The organism is Alkalicoccus halolimnae, from assembly GCF_008014775.2.
GTDB classification, from domain to species: domain Bacteria; phylum Bacillota; class Bacilli; order Bacillales; family Salisediminibacteriaceae; genus Alkalicoccus; species Alkalicoccus halolimnae.
On the sequence record NZ_CP144914.1, the window covers coordinates 2,031,752 to 2,048,096 of the forward strand.

14 protein-coding genes are annotated in these 16,345 nt (G+C 43.4%); all 14 read right to left on the bottom strand.

The features are described from left to right. Positions 1-12 precede the first annotated feature (12 nt). Complete coding sequence (gene truB / locus FTX54_RS09240) at positions 13-933, bottom strand: tRNA pseudouridine(55) synthase TruB (RefSeq protein WP_147802312.1); 921 nt, start codon at positions 931-933, stop codon at positions 13-15. 60 nt (positions 934-993) lie between these two features. Then, positions 994-1,341 (bottom strand): 30S ribosome-binding factor RbfA, encoded by a 348-nt coding sequence (gene rbfA / locus FTX54_RS09245; RefSeq protein ID WP_147802313.1) that lies wholly within the window; start codon positions 1,339-1,341, stop codon positions 994-996. A gap of 27 nt (positions 1,342-1,368) precedes the next feature. Continuing rightward, the gene (locus FTX54_RS09250) at positions 1,369-1,650 is read right to left on the bottom strand and encodes a DUF503 domain-containing protein (protein WP_147802314.1); all 282 of its coding nucleotides are present in this window, start codon (positions 1,648-1,650) and stop codon (positions 1,369-1,371) included. Then, complete coding sequence (gene infB / locus FTX54_RS09255) at positions 1,647-3,758, bottom strand: translation initiation factor IF-2 (protein WP_147802315.1); 2,112 nt, start codon at positions 3,756-3,758, stop codon at positions 1,647-1,649. Before infB ends, FTX54_RS09250 begins: the two co-directional genes overlap by 4 nt. 45 nt (positions 3,759-3,803) lie before the next feature. After that, a complete protein-coding gene (locus tag FTX54_RS09260) occupies positions 3,804-4,115 on the bottom strand; it encodes a YlxQ family RNA-binding protein (RefSeq protein ID WP_147802316.1) in 312 nt (103 codons plus the stop codon). After that, positions 4,115-4,390 (bottom strand): RNase P modulator RnpM, encoded by a 276-nt coding sequence (gene rnpM, locus FTX54_RS09265; protein WP_147802317.1) that lies wholly within the window; start codon positions 4,388-4,390, stop codon positions 4,115-4,117. Before rnpM ends, FTX54_RS09260 begins: the two co-directional genes overlap by 1 nt. 18 nt (positions 4,391-4,408) lie before the next feature. After that, on the bottom strand, positions 4,409-5,557 hold the full coding sequence (nusA, locus tag FTX54_RS09270; protein WP_246125538.1) for a transcription termination factor NusA: 1,149 nt from the start codon (positions 5,555-5,557) through the stop codon (positions 4,409-4,411). A gap of 24 nt (positions 5,558-5,581) precedes the next feature. Next, positions 5,582-6,052 (bottom strand): ribosome maturation factor RimP, encoded by a 471-nt coding sequence (gene rimP / locus FTX54_RS09275; protein ID WP_147802318.1) that lies wholly within the window; start codon positions 6,050-6,052, stop codon positions 5,582-5,584. A gap of 164 nt (positions 6,053-6,216) precedes the next feature. Further along, the gene (locus tag FTX54_RS09280; protein WP_147802319.1) at positions 6,217-10,518 is read right to left on the bottom strand and encodes a PolC-type DNA polymerase III; all 4,302 of its coding nucleotides are present in this window, start codon (positions 10,516-10,518) and stop codon (positions 6,217-6,219) included. A 75-nt stretch (positions 10,519-10,593) separates the two neighbouring features. After that, positions 10,594-12,297 carry a proline--tRNA ligase gene (locus tag FTX54_RS09285; RefSeq protein ID WP_147802320.1) on the bottom strand — a complete coding sequence of 568 codons (1,704 nt, stop codon included), beginning with the start codon at positions 12,295-12,297 and terminating at the stop codon, positions 10,594-10,596. Between the two features lie 25 nt (positions 12,298-12,322). Then, on the bottom strand, positions 12,323-13,582 hold the full coding sequence (gene rseP, locus FTX54_RS09290; protein WP_147802321.1) for an RIP metalloprotease RseP: 1,260 nt from the start codon (positions 13,580-13,582) through the stop codon (positions 12,323-12,325). A 15-nt stretch (positions 13,583-13,597) separates the two neighbouring features. Further along, on the bottom strand, positions 13,598-14,746 hold the full coding sequence (gene dxr / locus FTX54_RS09295) for a 1-deoxy-D-xylulose-5-phosphate reductoisomerase (protein ID WP_147802322.1): 1,149 nt from the start codon (positions 14,744-14,746) through the stop codon (positions 13,598-13,600). Between the two features lie 17 nt (positions 14,747-14,763). Continuing rightward, positions 14,764-15,558, bottom strand: coding sequence for a phosphatidate cytidylyltransferase (locus FTX54_RS09300; RefSeq protein ID WP_147802323.1), 795 nt, complete (start codon positions 15,556-15,558; stop codon positions 14,764-14,766). 12 nt (positions 15,559-15,570) lie between these two features. Then, positions 15,571-16,335 (bottom strand): isoprenyl transferase, encoded by a 765-nt coding sequence (locus tag FTX54_RS09305; protein ID WP_147802324.1) that lies wholly within the window; start codon positions 16,333-16,335, stop codon positions 15,571-15,573. Between the last annotated feature and the right edge of the window lie 10 nt (positions 16,336-16,345).

The window sequence follows — 16,345 nt, forward strand, 5'->3', positions numbered from 1 at the left end:
TAGACACCTCTATTATAAGTCAATTGTCCTTATCATTTTTTCCGGCTTCATCATACCGTCCCGTTTGACATCTTTTTTGTAAAGAGCGAGCAGCTCCTGGTTTCTATTATATAGACTGAAATAAGGTTCTGTAAATGCCTCTGCGGCTTTAGGGAGCGGCAGAAGTCCTCCTTGGAGTACTTTCTTTTCCAACTCTTCGTCAATGATTACTCCGGGAAGATGCTTAACTGCATTTTCAACAGAAATCACTGCTTTCTGCGGATCGTTCATCTTCTCCAGTTCCTCAAGAGTGATACAATCTTTCTTTTCAAAATTTCCTGATGCAGTACGGATCAGATCTGACATATGGGCTGCATATCCCAGCTTCTCCCCAATCTGCACAGCTAAGGTTCTTATATACGTCCCTTTACTGCAGACGGCTCGGAATGAAAAAATCACTTTTCCATCTTCGTGAATCAGTGCACTCTTTCTTTCCAGAGAATAAATAGTGATTGTTCGTACCGGCCGCGCAACGTCCAAACCCTCTCTGGCATATTCATACAATTTCTTTCCTTTTACTTTCACTGCAGAGTACATTGGCGGTGTCTGTTCAAGTTCGCCCTGAAGATCCGCAAGAACCGAATCCGCTTCTTCTTCTGTAATTGTTGAATTTACCGGGGTCCGCTCCACGACCTCTCCTCCGGCATCTTCGGTTTCTGTTGAAAACCCAATTGTTACTTCCCCTTCATAAACTTTCTGATCAGCAGTCAGATACTCGACCAGTTTAGTTGCCCTCTCAAGGCAGATTGGCAGCACACCTTCCACATCAGGATCCAGTGTCCCTGTATGACCGGCTCTTTTCGTCTTGTATATATGTCTCACCCGTTTTACTGCGTCAAATGAGGTCATTCCTCTCGGTTTCCATAGTGGAACTACTCCACCAACACTTTTCATGCCTATTCCTCCATTTATGCATAGAGAGCTGCCCTGAATACAGGACAGCTCCGTGATTGCTTATTCTTTCTCTTTCATTTCCCGGATCAAAGCTTCAATACGGTTTCCCTGTTCGATGCTCTCATCAAACTCAAACGAAATGTCGGGGGTTTTCCTTAATTGAATTCTTTGACCTGCCTCAGAGCGGATAAATCCTTTCGCCTGTTCCAGAGCTGAAAGGGTTTTTCTACGCTCTTCTTCATCTCCATAGACGGTGACGAAGACTTTCGCCTGCTGAAGATCACCGGTTACATCAACATCGGTAACAGTTATAAAACCTATCCGAGGGTCCTTTAACTCACGGTGAATGATGTCTGATACTTCTTTTTTCAACTGTTCTGCTACTCTGTGTGCACGCACATTACCCATATATATCACTCCTGTTTAAACGCTTCTTTACAGCCATTCCCACTCTATACGGGAAGGATCCAACGAAGGAAAGCTGTCGATAAAGGATAGTACGGCCTGCAGTTCTCTTTCTGCTGCCTGTTTATCCCCGCTTACTGTTACTGCTACCCATTTAACGCGCTGCCAAACCTCCTGATGATCAACTTCAGCGAAGGAAACATTAAATTTTCTCCGCACCCGATCAGCAACACTTTTCGTAACTGAGCGCTTTTCTTTTAAAGAGCCGGCTTCATAAATAACAGCTTCCAGCGAAAGAACGCCTATGATCAACGCTTAATTTCTTCCATAATATAGGCTTCCAGCGTATCTCCTTCTTTTACATCATTAAAGTTTTCCAGAGTGATACCGCATTCGTAGTTTTTAGCTACTTCTTTTACATCATCTTTAAAACGCTTCAAGTCTTTCAAACGACCGTCAAAAAGGACTACTCCATCCCGGATCAGTCTCACGGAAGAATCACGGGTAAATTTACCGTCCGTTACATAAGAACCAGCAATTGTCCCGATCCGGGAAACTTTAAATATATTCCGCACTTCTGCCTGTCCAATTACTTTTTCTTGAAAAATCGGATCGAGCATACCCTTCATTGCTTGTTCTACTTCTTCTATCGCATCGTAAATAACGCGGTGCAGCCTCACATCCACTTTCTCAGCGTCAGCTGTGCGTTTCGCATTTACATCAGGACGTACGTTAAAGCCGATAACGATAGCATTGGAAGCAGATGCCAGAATAATATCTGATTCGGCAATAGCACCGACTCCGGTGTGGATAATGTTAACTTTTACGCCCTCAACTTCGATTTTCTCGAGCGAGCCTTTCATTGCTTCAGCAGATCCCTGAACATCAGCTTTGACTATAATATTAATATCTTTAATTTCACCCTGCTGAATCTGGTCAAAGAGGTCGTCCAGGCTTACTCTTGAGCTTTCCTTACGGCTTGCTTCCTTATGTTTCGAAGCACGTGATTCACCGATCTGGCGGGCTTTTTTCTCATCTTTAAATACTTTAAACTGATCTCCGGCCTGAGGCACGCTGTTTAAGCCGGTAATTTCTACAGGCATGGAAGGACCTGCACTTTTTACTCTCCGTCCAATATCATTTACCATCGCACGTACTTTGCCGTAAGTGTTGCCGACTACGACCGGGTCTCCTACTTTAAGTGTCCCGGACTGAACGAGAAGTGTTGCTACCGGTCCTCTTCCACGGTCAAGTTCTGCCTCAACGACAGTTCCGTAAGCTTCCTTATTTGGATTTGCTTTTAGCTCTTCTACTTCCGAAACGAGCAGAATCATTTCCAGCAGATCGTCGATCCCTTCTTCCTGGATGGCCGATACATTTACGAATATTGTATCTCCTCCCCAGGCTTCTGCGACAAGACCATGTTCTGTTAATTCCTGCATTACGCGGTCCGGATTTGAACCTTCTTTGTCAATTTTATTGACAGCAACGATGATTGGGACTTCAGCGGCTTTAGCGTGGTTAATTGCTTCCACTGTCTGCGGCATAACGCCGTCATCCGCTGCTACTACAAGAATTGTAATATCAGTTACCTGAGCTCCACGGGCACGCATAGTCGTAAATGCAGCGTGGCCGGGTGTATCAAGAAAAGTTATCTTTTTACCATTTTCCTCTACCTGATAAGCTCCGATATGCTGAGTAATTCCACCGGCTTCTCCAGCCGTTACTTTCGTATGACGTATACCGTCCAGAAGCGTCGTTTTACCATGATCGACGTGTCCCATAATGGTTACGACCGGCGAACGTTCTTCGAGCAGAGCAGGATCCTCTTCCTCTACGATTGATTCGAAATCTGTTTCATCAATAACAATCTTTTCTTCAATAGTAACTCCGAATTCCACTCCAAGAAGTTCAAGAGTATCTTTATCAATTTCCTGGTTGATCGTAGCCATAACCCCTAAATTCATCAGCTTTTTGATAATTTCAGATGGTTCTTTGTTAATTTTATCTGCAAATTCCCCCACGCTGATAGGAGCTTCATATGTGATATGCGCAGGAGTTGCTGCTTTTTGCTTCGACTGCGGTTTTGGTGCTCCCTTACCGCCGCCTTTACGTTTGTTCTGAGGACCTTTATTTTGATTTGGTCCTTTATTTCCGCGTTTTTTATCATTCGTTCCTGCAGGGCGTTTAGATGGGTTCTTTTCTTTCACAGAAGCCTCCTCCTTAGTCGGTTTAGGATTTGAAGCTACCTTTTTATCACCTGAATTATTCTGTTTGCCTTCAAGTTTATCAATAGTGTCCTGTGTAATAACACTCATATGATTAGTTACCTTGATACCAAGAGCTTCCATTTTAGTAATTATATCTTTACTCGTTACGTTTTTTTCCTTTGCATATTCATATATACGCATTTTTTTCATAAACGTACCTCCTATATTCACTTTAATAACCGCATCTGCTTTCTTTTACTCGGCACTTTTTACTTCATGCTTCATAAATGCTTCAGCAAATCCTTTATCCGTCAAAGCGAGAACAACTCTCGCCTCTTTTCCAAGTGCCTCCCCAATCTCATACCGGTCACCGGTCTGTATAAGGGGCACTTTATAATAGTTGCACTTATCACTTATTTTTTTTAGCGTATTTTCCGAAGCATCCTTCGAAATAATTACCGCTTTTGCTTTTTTTGTCTGGATCGCTTTAACAGCGAGTTCTTCTCCCATAATTAGAGCGCCTGCACGAAGCATTAATCCTATTAATGACTTTTGTTTTGAATTCATTATTTGATCTTCCCCCGGAGATTATAGCGCCTTAGTTCGTCGTATAATTCCTCAGGAACTTTCACCTTAAGGTGGCGGCTTAAAATTTCTTTTTTCTGAGCAAGATCTATTGTTTCAAGATCATTGGTAAGATAAGCTCCGCGACCGGATTTTTTTGAAGTGGGATCCAGAAATACTTCCCCTTCCGGCGACCGTACAACGCGCAGCAGTTCCTTTTTTGGTTTCATCTCCTGAGTAACAATACATTTACGGAGCGGGGTTTTTTTCTTCTGCATATTATTATACCCCTTCCTTTACTCTTCGTCCTCATTGAGCCAGTCTGCAATATCTTCCTGAGAAGCAGAAGACGTTTCATACGAATCTGCTTCAGAGGGCTCCAGCTCTTCCGATTCTTCAAGAAGACCAAGCTCTTCTGCTTCTGTTTCGCTCTTAATGTCAATTTTCCATCCTGTCAGTTTTGCTGCCAGACGGGCGTTTTGACCTCGTTTACCAATAGCGAGAGAAAGCTGGTAGTCAGGTACGATAACCTGAGTCATTTTCTCTTCTTCATTAACAGTTACTTTCAGCACTTTGGAAGGACTTAAAGCATTGGCGACGTAAACTTTCGGGTCTTCAGACCAGCGGACAATATCGATTTTTTCACCTTTCAGCTCATCTACGATCGTCTGAACACGCTGACCGCGCTGACCGACGCAGGAACCGACCGGATCAATTTCTTCATCCTCAGCGTGAACAGAAATTTTCGAGCGTTCTCCTGCTTCTCTGGAAACAGATTTGACTTCGACCGTACCATCATAAATTTCCGGCACTTCCAATTCAAACAATCTTTTAAGAAGGCCCGGGTGAGTCCGGGAAATCATAATCTGAGGTCCCTTCGTCGTTTTTTCTACTTTCGTTATAAATGCCTTTATACGATCGTTGTGTTTATAAGATTCCGTCGGCATCTGCTCGGACAACGGCATAAGTGCTTCAACTTTACCGAGGTCCACATAAATAAACCGATGATCCTGTCTTTGAACGATACCAGTCATAATATCTTCTTCCCGGTCAATAAAGTCGGAATAAATGATTCCCCGTTCAGCTTCCCGAACCCTCTGAGTGACAACCTGCTTCGCCGTCTGTGCAGCAATTCGGCCGAAATCGCGAGGAGTTACTTCGATTTCTACAACATCATCCACTTCATAAAGCGGATTGATGTGATGCGCTTCCGCAAGTGAAATTTCAAGCCGGGAATCAAAAACCTCTTCCACAACTTCTTTACGGGCAAACACCCTGATTGTTCCTACCTCTCTGTCAATTTCCACTCTAACATTCTGTGCAGAATTAAAGTTCCGCTTATAACCTGTAATTAACGCCTGCTCTATCGCTTCAAGGATAATTTCCTTATCAATTCCTTTATCCTTTTCGATTGTAGCAAGTGCTTCCATAAACTCACTATTCATGGACTTGATCTCCCCCTTTCATAATTAAAAAGCTACTGCAAGTCTCGCTTTGGCAACCTGGCTGTATGGAATTTCGTACGTGACCACTCTTGTTTTAATTTTCACATCAATGATAAGCATTTTGTTTTCAAAAGATGTCAATATCCCTTCAAAAGCCTTTTCACCATCGACAGGTCCATAAGTAGAAACGTAGACATTTTTCCCTACAGCTTTTTCAATGTCTTTTTCTTTCTTCAATGGACGCTCTGCACCCGGGGAGGAAACTTCTAAATAATAAGCCTGTTCAATCGGATCTTCTTTATCCAGAACTTCGCTGAGTTTTTCGCTCACGGCCGTACAGTCATCCAGATCAACACCGGTATCGGAATCAATAAATACCCGCAGAAACCAGTTTGATCCCTCTTTTTTAAATTCAATATCTACAAGTTCCAGCTCGTGCTGATCCAGAATTGGAGCGGCGAGAGCCTCCACTTTTTCGTAAACGTTTTTAGACATACCTTTTCCCTCCTCGCATCAAAAAATACCATATGGAATAAATTTTACAAATAATGGTTTTTTTCGCAAAAGAAAGAGTGGGTTTCCCCACTCTTCCGCCTCGCTCGTATCGCTCTGTCTAAGTTCAATATACCATAGGAGCAGACCTGATGCAAACCTTGCTACTAGAACAGGGAGAGCTGATTGGAGTCCGGAAGTCCTTCGAGACAACCGTGATCATCCAGCCTTTCGAGCACACTTTTCGTAATTTTACTACGCTCACGCAGATTTTCCTTAGAGAGGAATTCACCGTCTTCACGGGCTTTTTCAATGGCGATGGCAGCATTGGTTCCAACTCCCGTCAAAGCATTGAATGGAGGAATAAGCGTATCACCTTCAACCTGGAACTCAGTTGCTTTGGAACGGTAGAGGTCCACTTTCTGAAAAGAGAAGCCTCGTTCACACATTTCTAAGGACAGCTCAAGTACAGTGACAAGACTTTTCTCTTTAGGAGACGCATCGAGACCTTTCGCCTGTATTTCTTCAATCTGGCGACGGATCGATGCAGAACCTTTCACCATCGTGTCGAGATCGAAATCATCTGCCCTTACTGTGAAATAAGCAGCATAAAACATCATTGGTTCGTGCACTTTATAATAAGCGATTCGAACAGCCATTAATACGTAGGCTGCAGCATGGGCTTTAGGAAACATATATTTTATTTTCAGGCACGAGCTGACATACCAGTCAGGAACCCCGTGTTTTTTCATTTCTTCCACCCATTCTTCTTCAAGACCCCGGCCTTTACGTACAAATTCCATAATTTTAAAAGCCAGCGGGTGATCCAATCCTTTATACATGAGATACACCATTATATCATCACGGCAGCCGATAACGTCTTTTAATTCACATGTACCTGCTGCAATAAGATCGGCTGCATTATTAAGCCAGACGTCCGCTCCATGAGAGAGACCGGATATCTGGACAAGTTCACTGAAAGTGGAGGGTTTCGTCTCTTCGAGCATCTGGCGGACAAAACGTGTACCGAACTCTGGAATTCCATACGTTCCGGTTTTACACATTATTTGTTCAGGAGTTACACCAAGCGATTCTGTTCCGCTGAAAAGTTTAAATACTTCCGGATCGTCAACAGGAATCGTTTTCGGATCCCTGCCGCTCAAGTCCTGAAGCATGCGGATCACTGTCGGATCATCGTGCCCAAGTATGTCGAGCTTCAGCAGGTTGTCGTGTATCGAATGAAAATCAAAATGAGTCGTACGCCATTCCGATTCCCTGTCGTCGGCAGGAAACTGAATAGGAGAGAAATCATAAATATCCAGATGATCAGGGACTACAATGATACCGCCCGGATGCTGTCCTGTGGTTCTTTTCACACCGGTACATCCCTGCACGAGCCTGTCAATCTCGGCTCCCCTCAGCTGCAGTTCCTCATCATTTTCATATCCTCGCACAAATCCATAGGCCGTTTTATCAGCTACCGTACCTATAGTCCCTGCGCGGTAAACATAGGCTTCACCGAATAATTCCTTCGTGTAGTTGTGTGCTTTCGGCTGATATTCTCCTGAGAAATTCAAGTCAATATCCGGAACTTTATCTCCCTTAAATCCGAGGAATGTTTCAAATGGAATATCATGTCCATCTTTATTGTAGGCTTCTCCGCAGCTTTCACATGCTTTGTCAGGCAGGTCAAATCCTGATCCTACGCTTCCATCATTGAAAAAGTAGGAATGTTTGCAGCTGGGACACACATAGTGCGGAGGGAGCGGATTTACTTCAGTAATTTCTGTCATCGTAGCGACAAAGCTTGAGCCTACTGAACCCCGTGAACCGACCAGATAGCCGTCATCCAAAGATTTTTTAACGAGTTTTTGGGAAATCAAATAAATAACCGAAAATCCGTTGGAAATAATACTTGTTAATTCTTTTTCCAATCGATCAATCACGAGCTGAGGAAGCTCTTCCCCGTAAATCGATTTCGCTTTATCATAACAAAGCTTTCGCATTTCATCGTCCGCACCTTCGATATGAGGAGTATATAAATCATCAGGAATCGGTTTGATTTTTTCGATGGAATCAGCCAGAGCACGGCTGTTTTCAACAACAATTTCTCTTGCTTTTTCTTCAGGAAGAAAGCGGAACTCTTCAAGCATTTCATCAGTAGTCCGAAAGTGAACTTCCGGAAGCGTCTGCCGGTTCAGCGGGTTGGCTCCCCCCTGGGAAGCAATAAGAATCTTCCTGTAGACGTAATCTTCCTTATTCAAGTAATGAACATTTCCCGTAGCCACCACAGGCTTAGCCGTTTCCTCACCAAGCTTAACGAGCTGCTTTAAAATATCTTTCAAAGCCAGTTCATCTCTGACTATTTCCTTTTCCACCAGATGCCGGTAGTTGCCCGGCGGCTGCACTTCAATGAAGTCGTAAAAAGATGCCGCTTCCTTAGTTTCTTCCAGGCCTTTCTGCATCAGCCCATCAAAAACCTCACCTTTGTCACAAGCAGAACCAATCAACAGGCCATCCCGGTTCTTCGCAAGCACCGATCTCGGCAGTCGGGGAACCCGGTGGAAATAATCGATGTGGGACATGGAAACGAGGCGGTACAGATTTTTCAAACCTGCTTTCGTTTTCGCATAAATCGTGCAGTGCACCGGTCTCTGTTTCTTATAATCTTCAGCAGAACCCTGCTCATTTAACGATTCATGAGATTCGATGTTTTTTTCCAGACAGTCCTTCACCATCTTCCAAAGCAGTTGGCCTGTCGCCTCCGCATCATATATAGCACGGTGATGGGAGACAAGTTCGATATTAAACTTTTTACAGAGAGTGTTTAGCCGGTAATTTTTAAAGTGAGGATAAAGCATCCTTGCCAGTTCCAATGTATCAATTACGGGGTTTTCTACTTTCCCGTAATTGATACGTTCGTAGCCGGCATTTAAAAATCCAATGTCAAAACTGGCATTGTGGGCAACGAGCGTATCATCTCCACACCATTCATAAAATTGTTTAAGAACTTCTCCTGGTTCCGGCTGTCCTTCCACCATATCGTCAGTGATTCCCGTTAAATCGATAATCGTTGCACTGAGTTTTTCTTTTGGATCAGCAAAAGATTCAAATTTATCAATCACTTCGCCGTTATGAATTTTTACAGCAGCAAGTTCAATGATTGTGTTGTAAACCGCGGAAAGTCCGGTCGTTTCCACATCAAATACAATATAAGTTTCGTCTTTAAGCAGTCGAGGAGAAGCATTGTAGGCGATAGGAACACCATCATCGACCAGGTTCGCTTCAAGACCGTAAAGAATCTTTACTCCGTGCTTTTCTCCTGCTGCGTAAGCATCAGGAAAAGACTGCACGACTGCATGATCTGTAAGTCCGATAGCAGGATGCCCCCACTTAGAGGCCTGCTTCACAAAATCTCCGACAGCTGTAATGGCATCCATTTGACTCATGTTGGAATGAACATGCATTTCCACTCGTTTATCTTCCTCGGCAGCTGTGTCCGTTCTCTCATTAGATTTAATTTCATGAAAATCCCGAGCCATCATTGTTAAATCTCTTATGAACGTATCGTACTGCACTGAACCTCTTGCCTTTATCCACATTCCTTCTTTAACGGCTTCAAATACCGGGATATCTTCTTTATCATTGGAAAACATCTTGATTAACAGCGAATCCGTGTAGTCTGTAATTTTAAAGGTAAGCAGAGTTCTGCCGCTTTTCAGCTCTTTCGTTTCCGCATGGAAAACATATCCCTGAACAGTAATTCGTTTTTCTTCCTCTATGATCTGCTCCATCGGTACTGCATCATCTTTTATTGCCACTCCTGCGGCTACACGCTGCTGATTCTGTAGTTCTTTAGCTTTGGATTCCTGATTTTTCTTCTCAATCATCGCCTCCACTACTTTGTTATGATCTTCTTCCTGCTTCTGCTCTTCAAATTTTTTAATTTCTTCTTTTGCTTCCTTAATCTCTGTTGCTATTATCAAGTCAGGAAACCCTGCTTTAAAAAGAAGCTGTTTTAAAGGCTGTTTTACCCGCCGCTCGAGAATTTCCGTTTCCGTATCATTCATTACTGATAAATGAAGTCTTTTATTTTCGACTCTGGGGAGCTGCGCTTCCAGTCTTCTAATAAGGCCGTTCGTAGTACTTCGCAGATTCTCTACAAAATACGGCCAGTAGCTGGGAAGAAGTTCTGCCGCATCGATATCATTTTCATAGCGGATATACATCGATACTTCAGCAATATGATTTAACCCCTGTACGACTCTCGACTCCAGCAGTTCAAAAGCAGGAAATGGGAGGGCCTCCGGGAAAACAAAATAAATATGCCACTGCTTCTGCTGCTGATAAATTTGCAGCTTCTCTATGTAGGCTTCTCCTGCATATTTATCTATAAAATCCTCTGGCATCTGCACTTGTTCCATTAAGAGTTTAAACCGTTCTTTTCTATCTTGTAATTCTGTCGACATTCGTCAACTTCCCCTTTCTTTAACCCCGGGATAAAAGAGAGGCTGTTCCGGACATCGCCTGGAACAGCCTGGAATTCATTGCCTGGAATACTGCTTCACGAAAGCAGAAAGATCATCAATATAAAGTTCTTCTACATTTCCTGTTTTCCGATCTTTAACTTCCACAATATTTTCTGACGCCCGTTTGCCTATTTGAACTCTTAAAGGAATCCCGATTAAATCAGCATCTTTGAATTTCACTCCGGCTCTTTCAGGACGATCATCGTATAAAACATCGTATCCATCGTTTTGAAACTGCTTATAAAGCATTTCTGCCAGCTTCTTCTGTTCCGACTGCTTTACATTGATTGCTATCAAATGTATATCAAACGGAGACACGCAGGCGGGCCAGACAATCCCATTATCGTCGTGGTGCTCTTCGATTACAGCAGCTACAGTACGGGAAACGCCCACCCCGTATGAACCCATGACGATAGGTTTCGCTTTACCCTGATCATTTAAATACTGGGCTCCAAGCGCTTCACTGTATTTCGTCCCAAGTTTAAAAACATGTCCAACTTCAATACCTTCTTTAAAAAGAATTTTTCCTTTTCCATCCGGAGAAGGATCACCTTCCTGAATGTTACGCAGATCGGCGTAGGCAGTTACGTGAAAATCACGCTCCGTATTTACATTTATAAAATGTTTCTTTTCAGTATTAGCGCCGCAGATACCATTCACTATAGACTTCACGGCAGGGTCCGCATACACCTGAACTTCATAGGGAACATGTACCGGACCGACAAATCCCTGAGACACCCCAATTATCTGCTGTGTCTGCTCCGAGGTCGCCAATTCGACCGATTCCGCATCCAGTTCATGCTTTAATTTTATATCATTGGCTTCATGATCACCGCGTACTAACAGCAGCACCGGCTTTTCATCCACAATAAAAAGGAGGGACTTGATACATTTTGAAGGAGACGTTTCAAAAAATGACGAAACCTCTTCTATCGTACGCTGGTCAGGCGTCTCTACTTCTTTCATTTCCTGGAATTCTTCATTCGTTTTTTCATAGGAGACGTTCACCGGAGCAATTTCTATATTTGCAGCAAAATTCGATTCATCGGAATATGCAATCGTATCTTCCCCTACATCAGAAAGAACCATAAATTCGTGGGTATCTTTTCCGCCCATCGCTCCAGAGTCAGCAACTACCGCTCGGAAATTCAGGTTCAGACGTGTGAAAATTTTCGTATAAGCATCGTACATTTGTTGATAACTCTTATCAAGACCGGCAAAATCCAAATCAAAGGAATAAGCGTCTTTCATTAAAAATTCCCTGCCTCTTAGAACACCAAACCGCGGCCGGCGTTCATCTCGGAATTTTGTCTGAATCTGATAAAGGGTCATCGGCAGTTCTTTATAAGAGCGTACATCATCACGCACTATAGAAGTGATCACTTCTTCATGGGTAGGTCCGAGAGCAAACTCACGGCTGTGCCGGTCTGTTACTCTCATAAGCTCAGGGCCATAAGCTTCCCAGCGTCCGGAATCTTTCCAGAGTTCCGAAGGCTGAATCGAAGGCATAAACATTTCCTGAGCCCCGGATAGATCCATTTCCTCCCGTACTATTTCTTCCACTTTGCGAAGAACTTTCCAGCCTAGCGGCAGGAAAGAATAAACACCTGCGGCACTCTGGCGGATCATTCCCGACCGAAGCATCAGCTGATGACTGATAACGTCAGCTCCGCTTGGTATATCTCTTAACGTTGGTACTAAAAAAGTTGATTGTCTCAAAGTAAGCCACCTCTATTGTCGTGAATTATAAAAATATACGGTTAATGTCATTCCAGGTTACAGCAAGAACGAGCAGCATAAGAAGTGCAAATCCAATAAAATGGACCATTCCCTCTTTCTGCGGGTCGATCGGTTTACCCCGAACTGCCTCCAGTCCAATGAACAACAGTCTTCCTCCATCAAGAGCAGGAAGCGGGAGCAGGTTAATAATCCCAAGATTCACACTTAGAATTGCCGCCCATTGAAATAGTACAAGAATTCCCATTGCAGCTACTTCGCCGGTATAATTATAAATTCCGACCGGTCCTGCCAGTGCATCGAGACTGAACTGGCCTGTAACAAGCATGCCCAGAGCTTCCACGATTAAAACCGTGTATTCATATGTCTGTGTAAATCCAAATGCCAGTATACCGGTCAAGGTTTTTTCTGTTGGTGCCATAACACCGATAACACCGATGTTGTCTGCTTCCGGTATTTCACGCTCATCGGCAGTCATCGTCACGGAAAAAGCTTCTCCATCCCTTGAAATGTCAAATTCCATTGACTCATTTGGCCGTGCCTGAATAACTTCTGTCATTTCCTCCCAGGTTGAAACTTCTTCTCCATCAATGGCTTCTATTCTGTCTCCACTTTCCAGACCAGCCTCCACTGCAGGTCCGTCGTCGGTAACACCACCTACAAGAGACTCATTAACAGGAAGTCCAGCAATCGCGGCATAAAGAATCAGCACCACCACAGCTAGAACAAAATTCATGAAAGGACCGGCAAAAATAGCCAGAGCGCGCTGCCCGATTGACTTAGAAGCGAACTGTCTGTCATAAGGAGCAATCTGGGTAGATTTTTCGTCATACAGATAGACGGCCTGACGATCGAGTTCATATGTGACTAATTCATCGCTGTCTTCCGTATAGCCCTTCACAATCAATTCCCGTTCCATATCAATCTTCTCGACCTGGATGACTTTGCAGTCAGGATGTTTTGATTTGTTGTTTATAATCAGCTGCTTTACTTTACCTTCTTCTGTAAACGTCAGTCCAATGTCATACCCCGGCTTTATTTGTACAAGCTCCGGATCTTCTCCTGCCATGCGGACAAAACCGCCCAACGGCAGAAGCCGGATCGTATATGTCGTTTCGTTTCGAACAAAACTGAACAGTTTGGGACCGAAGCCAATTGCAAACTCCCGGCAGAGGATCCCAGCTCTTTTAGCAAAAACGAGGTGACCCCATTCGTGAATAAAAACCAGCAGGCCGAAAATAACGATAACGGCTAAAAATGTATTCATTTATGCACACACCCTTTAACGTATATATGATTCCACGTTGGAACGGGTTGCCCGGTCAATCTTCATTATTTCTTCCAATGAAGGAGACGTGACTCCTTTGTGATCGTGAAGTGCCCGCTCCACGAAATCATCGATATCCAGAAAATGAATTTGATCCGCTAAAAACATAGCAACGGCCTGCTCATTGGCAGCATTAAGAACCGTAGGGTGAGAACCCCCTTGCTTTCCTGCTTCGATGGCCAGACGCAAAGCTTTAAACCGTTCGTAGTCCATTTTTTCAAAATGGAGCGCTCCAACTTCCCATAATTTTAACCTCTGCGCGCCTGATATCGCAAGTCTGTTCGGCTGCGTCAGCGCATATTGAATTGGTACTCTCATATCGGGAGTGCCTAAATGGGCAAGTACACTTCCATCGATATATTCTACCATGGAATGTACGATACTTTCTTTATGAAGAATTACGTCAATATCTTCATACGGCATGTCAAATAACCAATGTGCCTCTATTACTTCGAGGCCTTTGTTCATCATTGTAGCCGAATCAATAGTGATTTTCGCCCCCATACTCCAGTTAGGGTGATTCAAAGCTTCCTGAACAGTAACGCCTTTTAATTCTGCCCGTGTTTTATCACGGAAACTTCCTCCTGAAGCGGTAAGTATAAGTTTGTCCACTTCTTTAGGATCTCCGTGCAGACACTGATATATAGCAGAGTGTTCGCTGTCTACCGGTATCAGCTTTACATTTTTCTCTTTCTGAAGCTCTGTTACAAGATGACCTGCAGTCACCAGGGTTTCTTTATTAGCGATTGCGATATCTTTTCCATGTTTCAATGCTTCTAAAGTAGGTTCCAGACCAACACTGCCCATTACTGCGTTAACAAGTACATCCGAACTGTTTCCTGACTTCGCAATCGTAACCAGACCAGGTGCCCCAACAACTATTTCCGGCCGGTATGTAAGTTTGTTCTTTAATTTTACTGCTTCTTTCTCTTCCTGAACAGCAATTAGTTCCGGCTTGAACTTCTCTATATAGGGAATCGCCTTTGCTGTATTTTTCCCATAAGAAAGTGATTTAAGATGAAATTCATGCGGATGTTTCGCCAGAACATCAAGCGTTTGTTCCCCTATAGAACCTGTGGCTCCAAGCAAATGAATTGATTTCATATTCGCCCCCAGAAAAATTAAGTTAAAAATCCAAATAAATATAATATAGGCATAACAAATATCAGACTGTCAAAACGGTCAAGAATTCCTCCATGACCGGGGAGGACATGACCTGAGTCTTTCACTGCATAATGACGTTTAAAAGCAGATTCGACGAGATCTCCAAGCTGGCCGGCAATTGAAACGGTTAAAATGCAGAAGACGACCGTTATCCACGAATCAAATACTGGAAAGAATGCCGCGAAGATAATCCCTATTACAAAAGCTGATGCAATGCCTCCCAATGCTCCCTCGATCGTTTTTTTAGGACTGATTTCAGGCCAGAGTTTATGTTTCCCGAAACTTCTTCCTGTAAAGTAAGCACCTGAATCGGTAGCCCAGACGAGAAGAAGCAGAAAGTAAATCATCTCCATGCCGGTATCAAGATATCTGGCATGGATAAAGAAGTGAAATCCATAGCCGACATAGACAGAAGCAAGCACCATAAATCCAGCTTCGTCGAATGTGAAATTATTTTTCGTAGTAACAGTTATTGAAAGCATAACGACGACTAAAAGTAAAAACAATTCCAGCCGCTCTATCTGTAAAAATTCTGTGAAAAGCCAATCTTCCGGTATAACAAGTAATAATGTGAAAAGCAGACCCATTAACCCCCGGACGGACCATGGATGAATCTGCTTCATCTTTAAAAGTTCCCACATCCCTATGGCAGCAAGCAGGACGATTAGCAGAGTAAATAAAAAGCCTCCTATATATATGAGCCCCAAAAATCCAGCTCCGGCTACGATGCCTGTAATAATACGCTGCTTCAAATAGACCCTCCTCTACACGCCGCCGTAGCGCCGTTGTCTCTGCTGGTATGCCTGAATGGCTTCGTAAAAATTTTCCTGGTCGAAATCGGGCCATAGTACTTCAGTAAACCAAAATTCTGAATATGCAAGCTGCCAGAGCATAAAATTACTCAGTCTTATTTCTCCGCTTGTCCGGATCAGAAGATCTGGTTCAGAAAGACCGCTTGTCATTAAGTAATCGGTTACTGTTTCTTCAGATATATGTTGTTCGTCCAATACACCTTCTCTGACATCTGCATACATTGATTTAAATGCATCCATTAATTCTGAACGGCTCCCGTAATTGAGTGCGAAGTTCAAAATTAATCCATTATTGTTTTTAGTCGTTTCGACTGCTTCATTTACAGCTTTTTTTGTAAATTCAGGCAGTCTTTCTATATCTCCGGTTATTCTCACCCTAACGTTTTCTTCAATCAGTTTAGGGAGTTCGACACTTAAAAATTTTTCCGGAAGCTTCATGAGAAAATCAACTTCCGTTTTAGGACGTTTCCAGTTCTCAGTCGAAAATGCATATAATGTTAATATCTTAACATCGAGTTCATTGCAGGAACGGACGACACTGCGGACGACATTCATCCCTTCTCTGTGACCGGCTACGCGAGGGAGTCCCCGTTGTTTGGCCCACCGGCCGTTTCCATCCATGATAATGGCTATATGCACAGGTATGTCCCCGTGCAGCACATCTTTTTTAGTATCATCAGACACTGTTTTTTTTCGTCTTGTTAATTTGTTAAGCATGAACGTGTGC

Bases quoted from the DNA above. Each gene is read 5' to 3' on its own strand.
- nusA (WP_246125538.1), bottom strand. From the start codon at position 5,557: ATGAATAGTGAGTTTATGGAAGCACTTGCTACAATCGAAAAGGATAAA.
- FTX54_RS09260 (WP_147802316.1), bottom strand. From the start codon at position 4,115: ATGAATTCAAAACAAAAGTCATTAATAGGATTAATGCTTCGTGCAGGC.
- infB (WP_147802315.1), bottom strand. From the start codon at position 3,758: ATGAAAAAAATGCGTATATATGAATATGCAAAGGAAAAAAACGTAACG.
- rnpM (WP_147802317.1), bottom strand. From the start codon at position 4,390: ATGCAGAAGAAAAAAACCCCGCTCCGTAAATGTATTGTTACTCAGGAG.
- dxr (WP_147802322.1), bottom strand. From the start codon at position 14,746: ATGAAATCAATTCATTTGCTTGGAGCCACAGGTTCTATAGGGGAACAA.
- rimP (WP_147802318.1), bottom strand. From the start codon at position 6,052: ATGTCTAAAAACGTTTACGAAAAAGTGGAGGCTCTCGCCGCTCCAATT.
- FTX54_RS09280 (WP_147802319.1), bottom strand. From the start codon at position 10,518: ATGTCGACAGAATTACAAGATAGAAAAGAACGGTTTAAACTCTTAATG.
- FTX54_RS09305 (WP_147802324.1), bottom strand. From the start codon at position 16,335: ATGCTTAACAAATTAACAAGACGAAAAAAAACAGTGTCTGATGATACT.
- rseP (WP_147802321.1), bottom strand. From the start codon at position 13,582: ATGAATACATTTTTAGCCGTTATCGTTATTTTCGGCCTGCTGGTTTTT.
- truB (WP_147802312.1), bottom strand. From the start codon at position 933: ATGAAAAGTGTTGGTGGAGTAGTTCCACTATGGAAACCGAGAGGAATG.
- rbfA (WP_147802313.1), bottom strand. From the start codon at position 1,341: ATGGGTAATGTGCGTGCACACAGAGTAGCAGAACAGTTGAAAAAAGAA.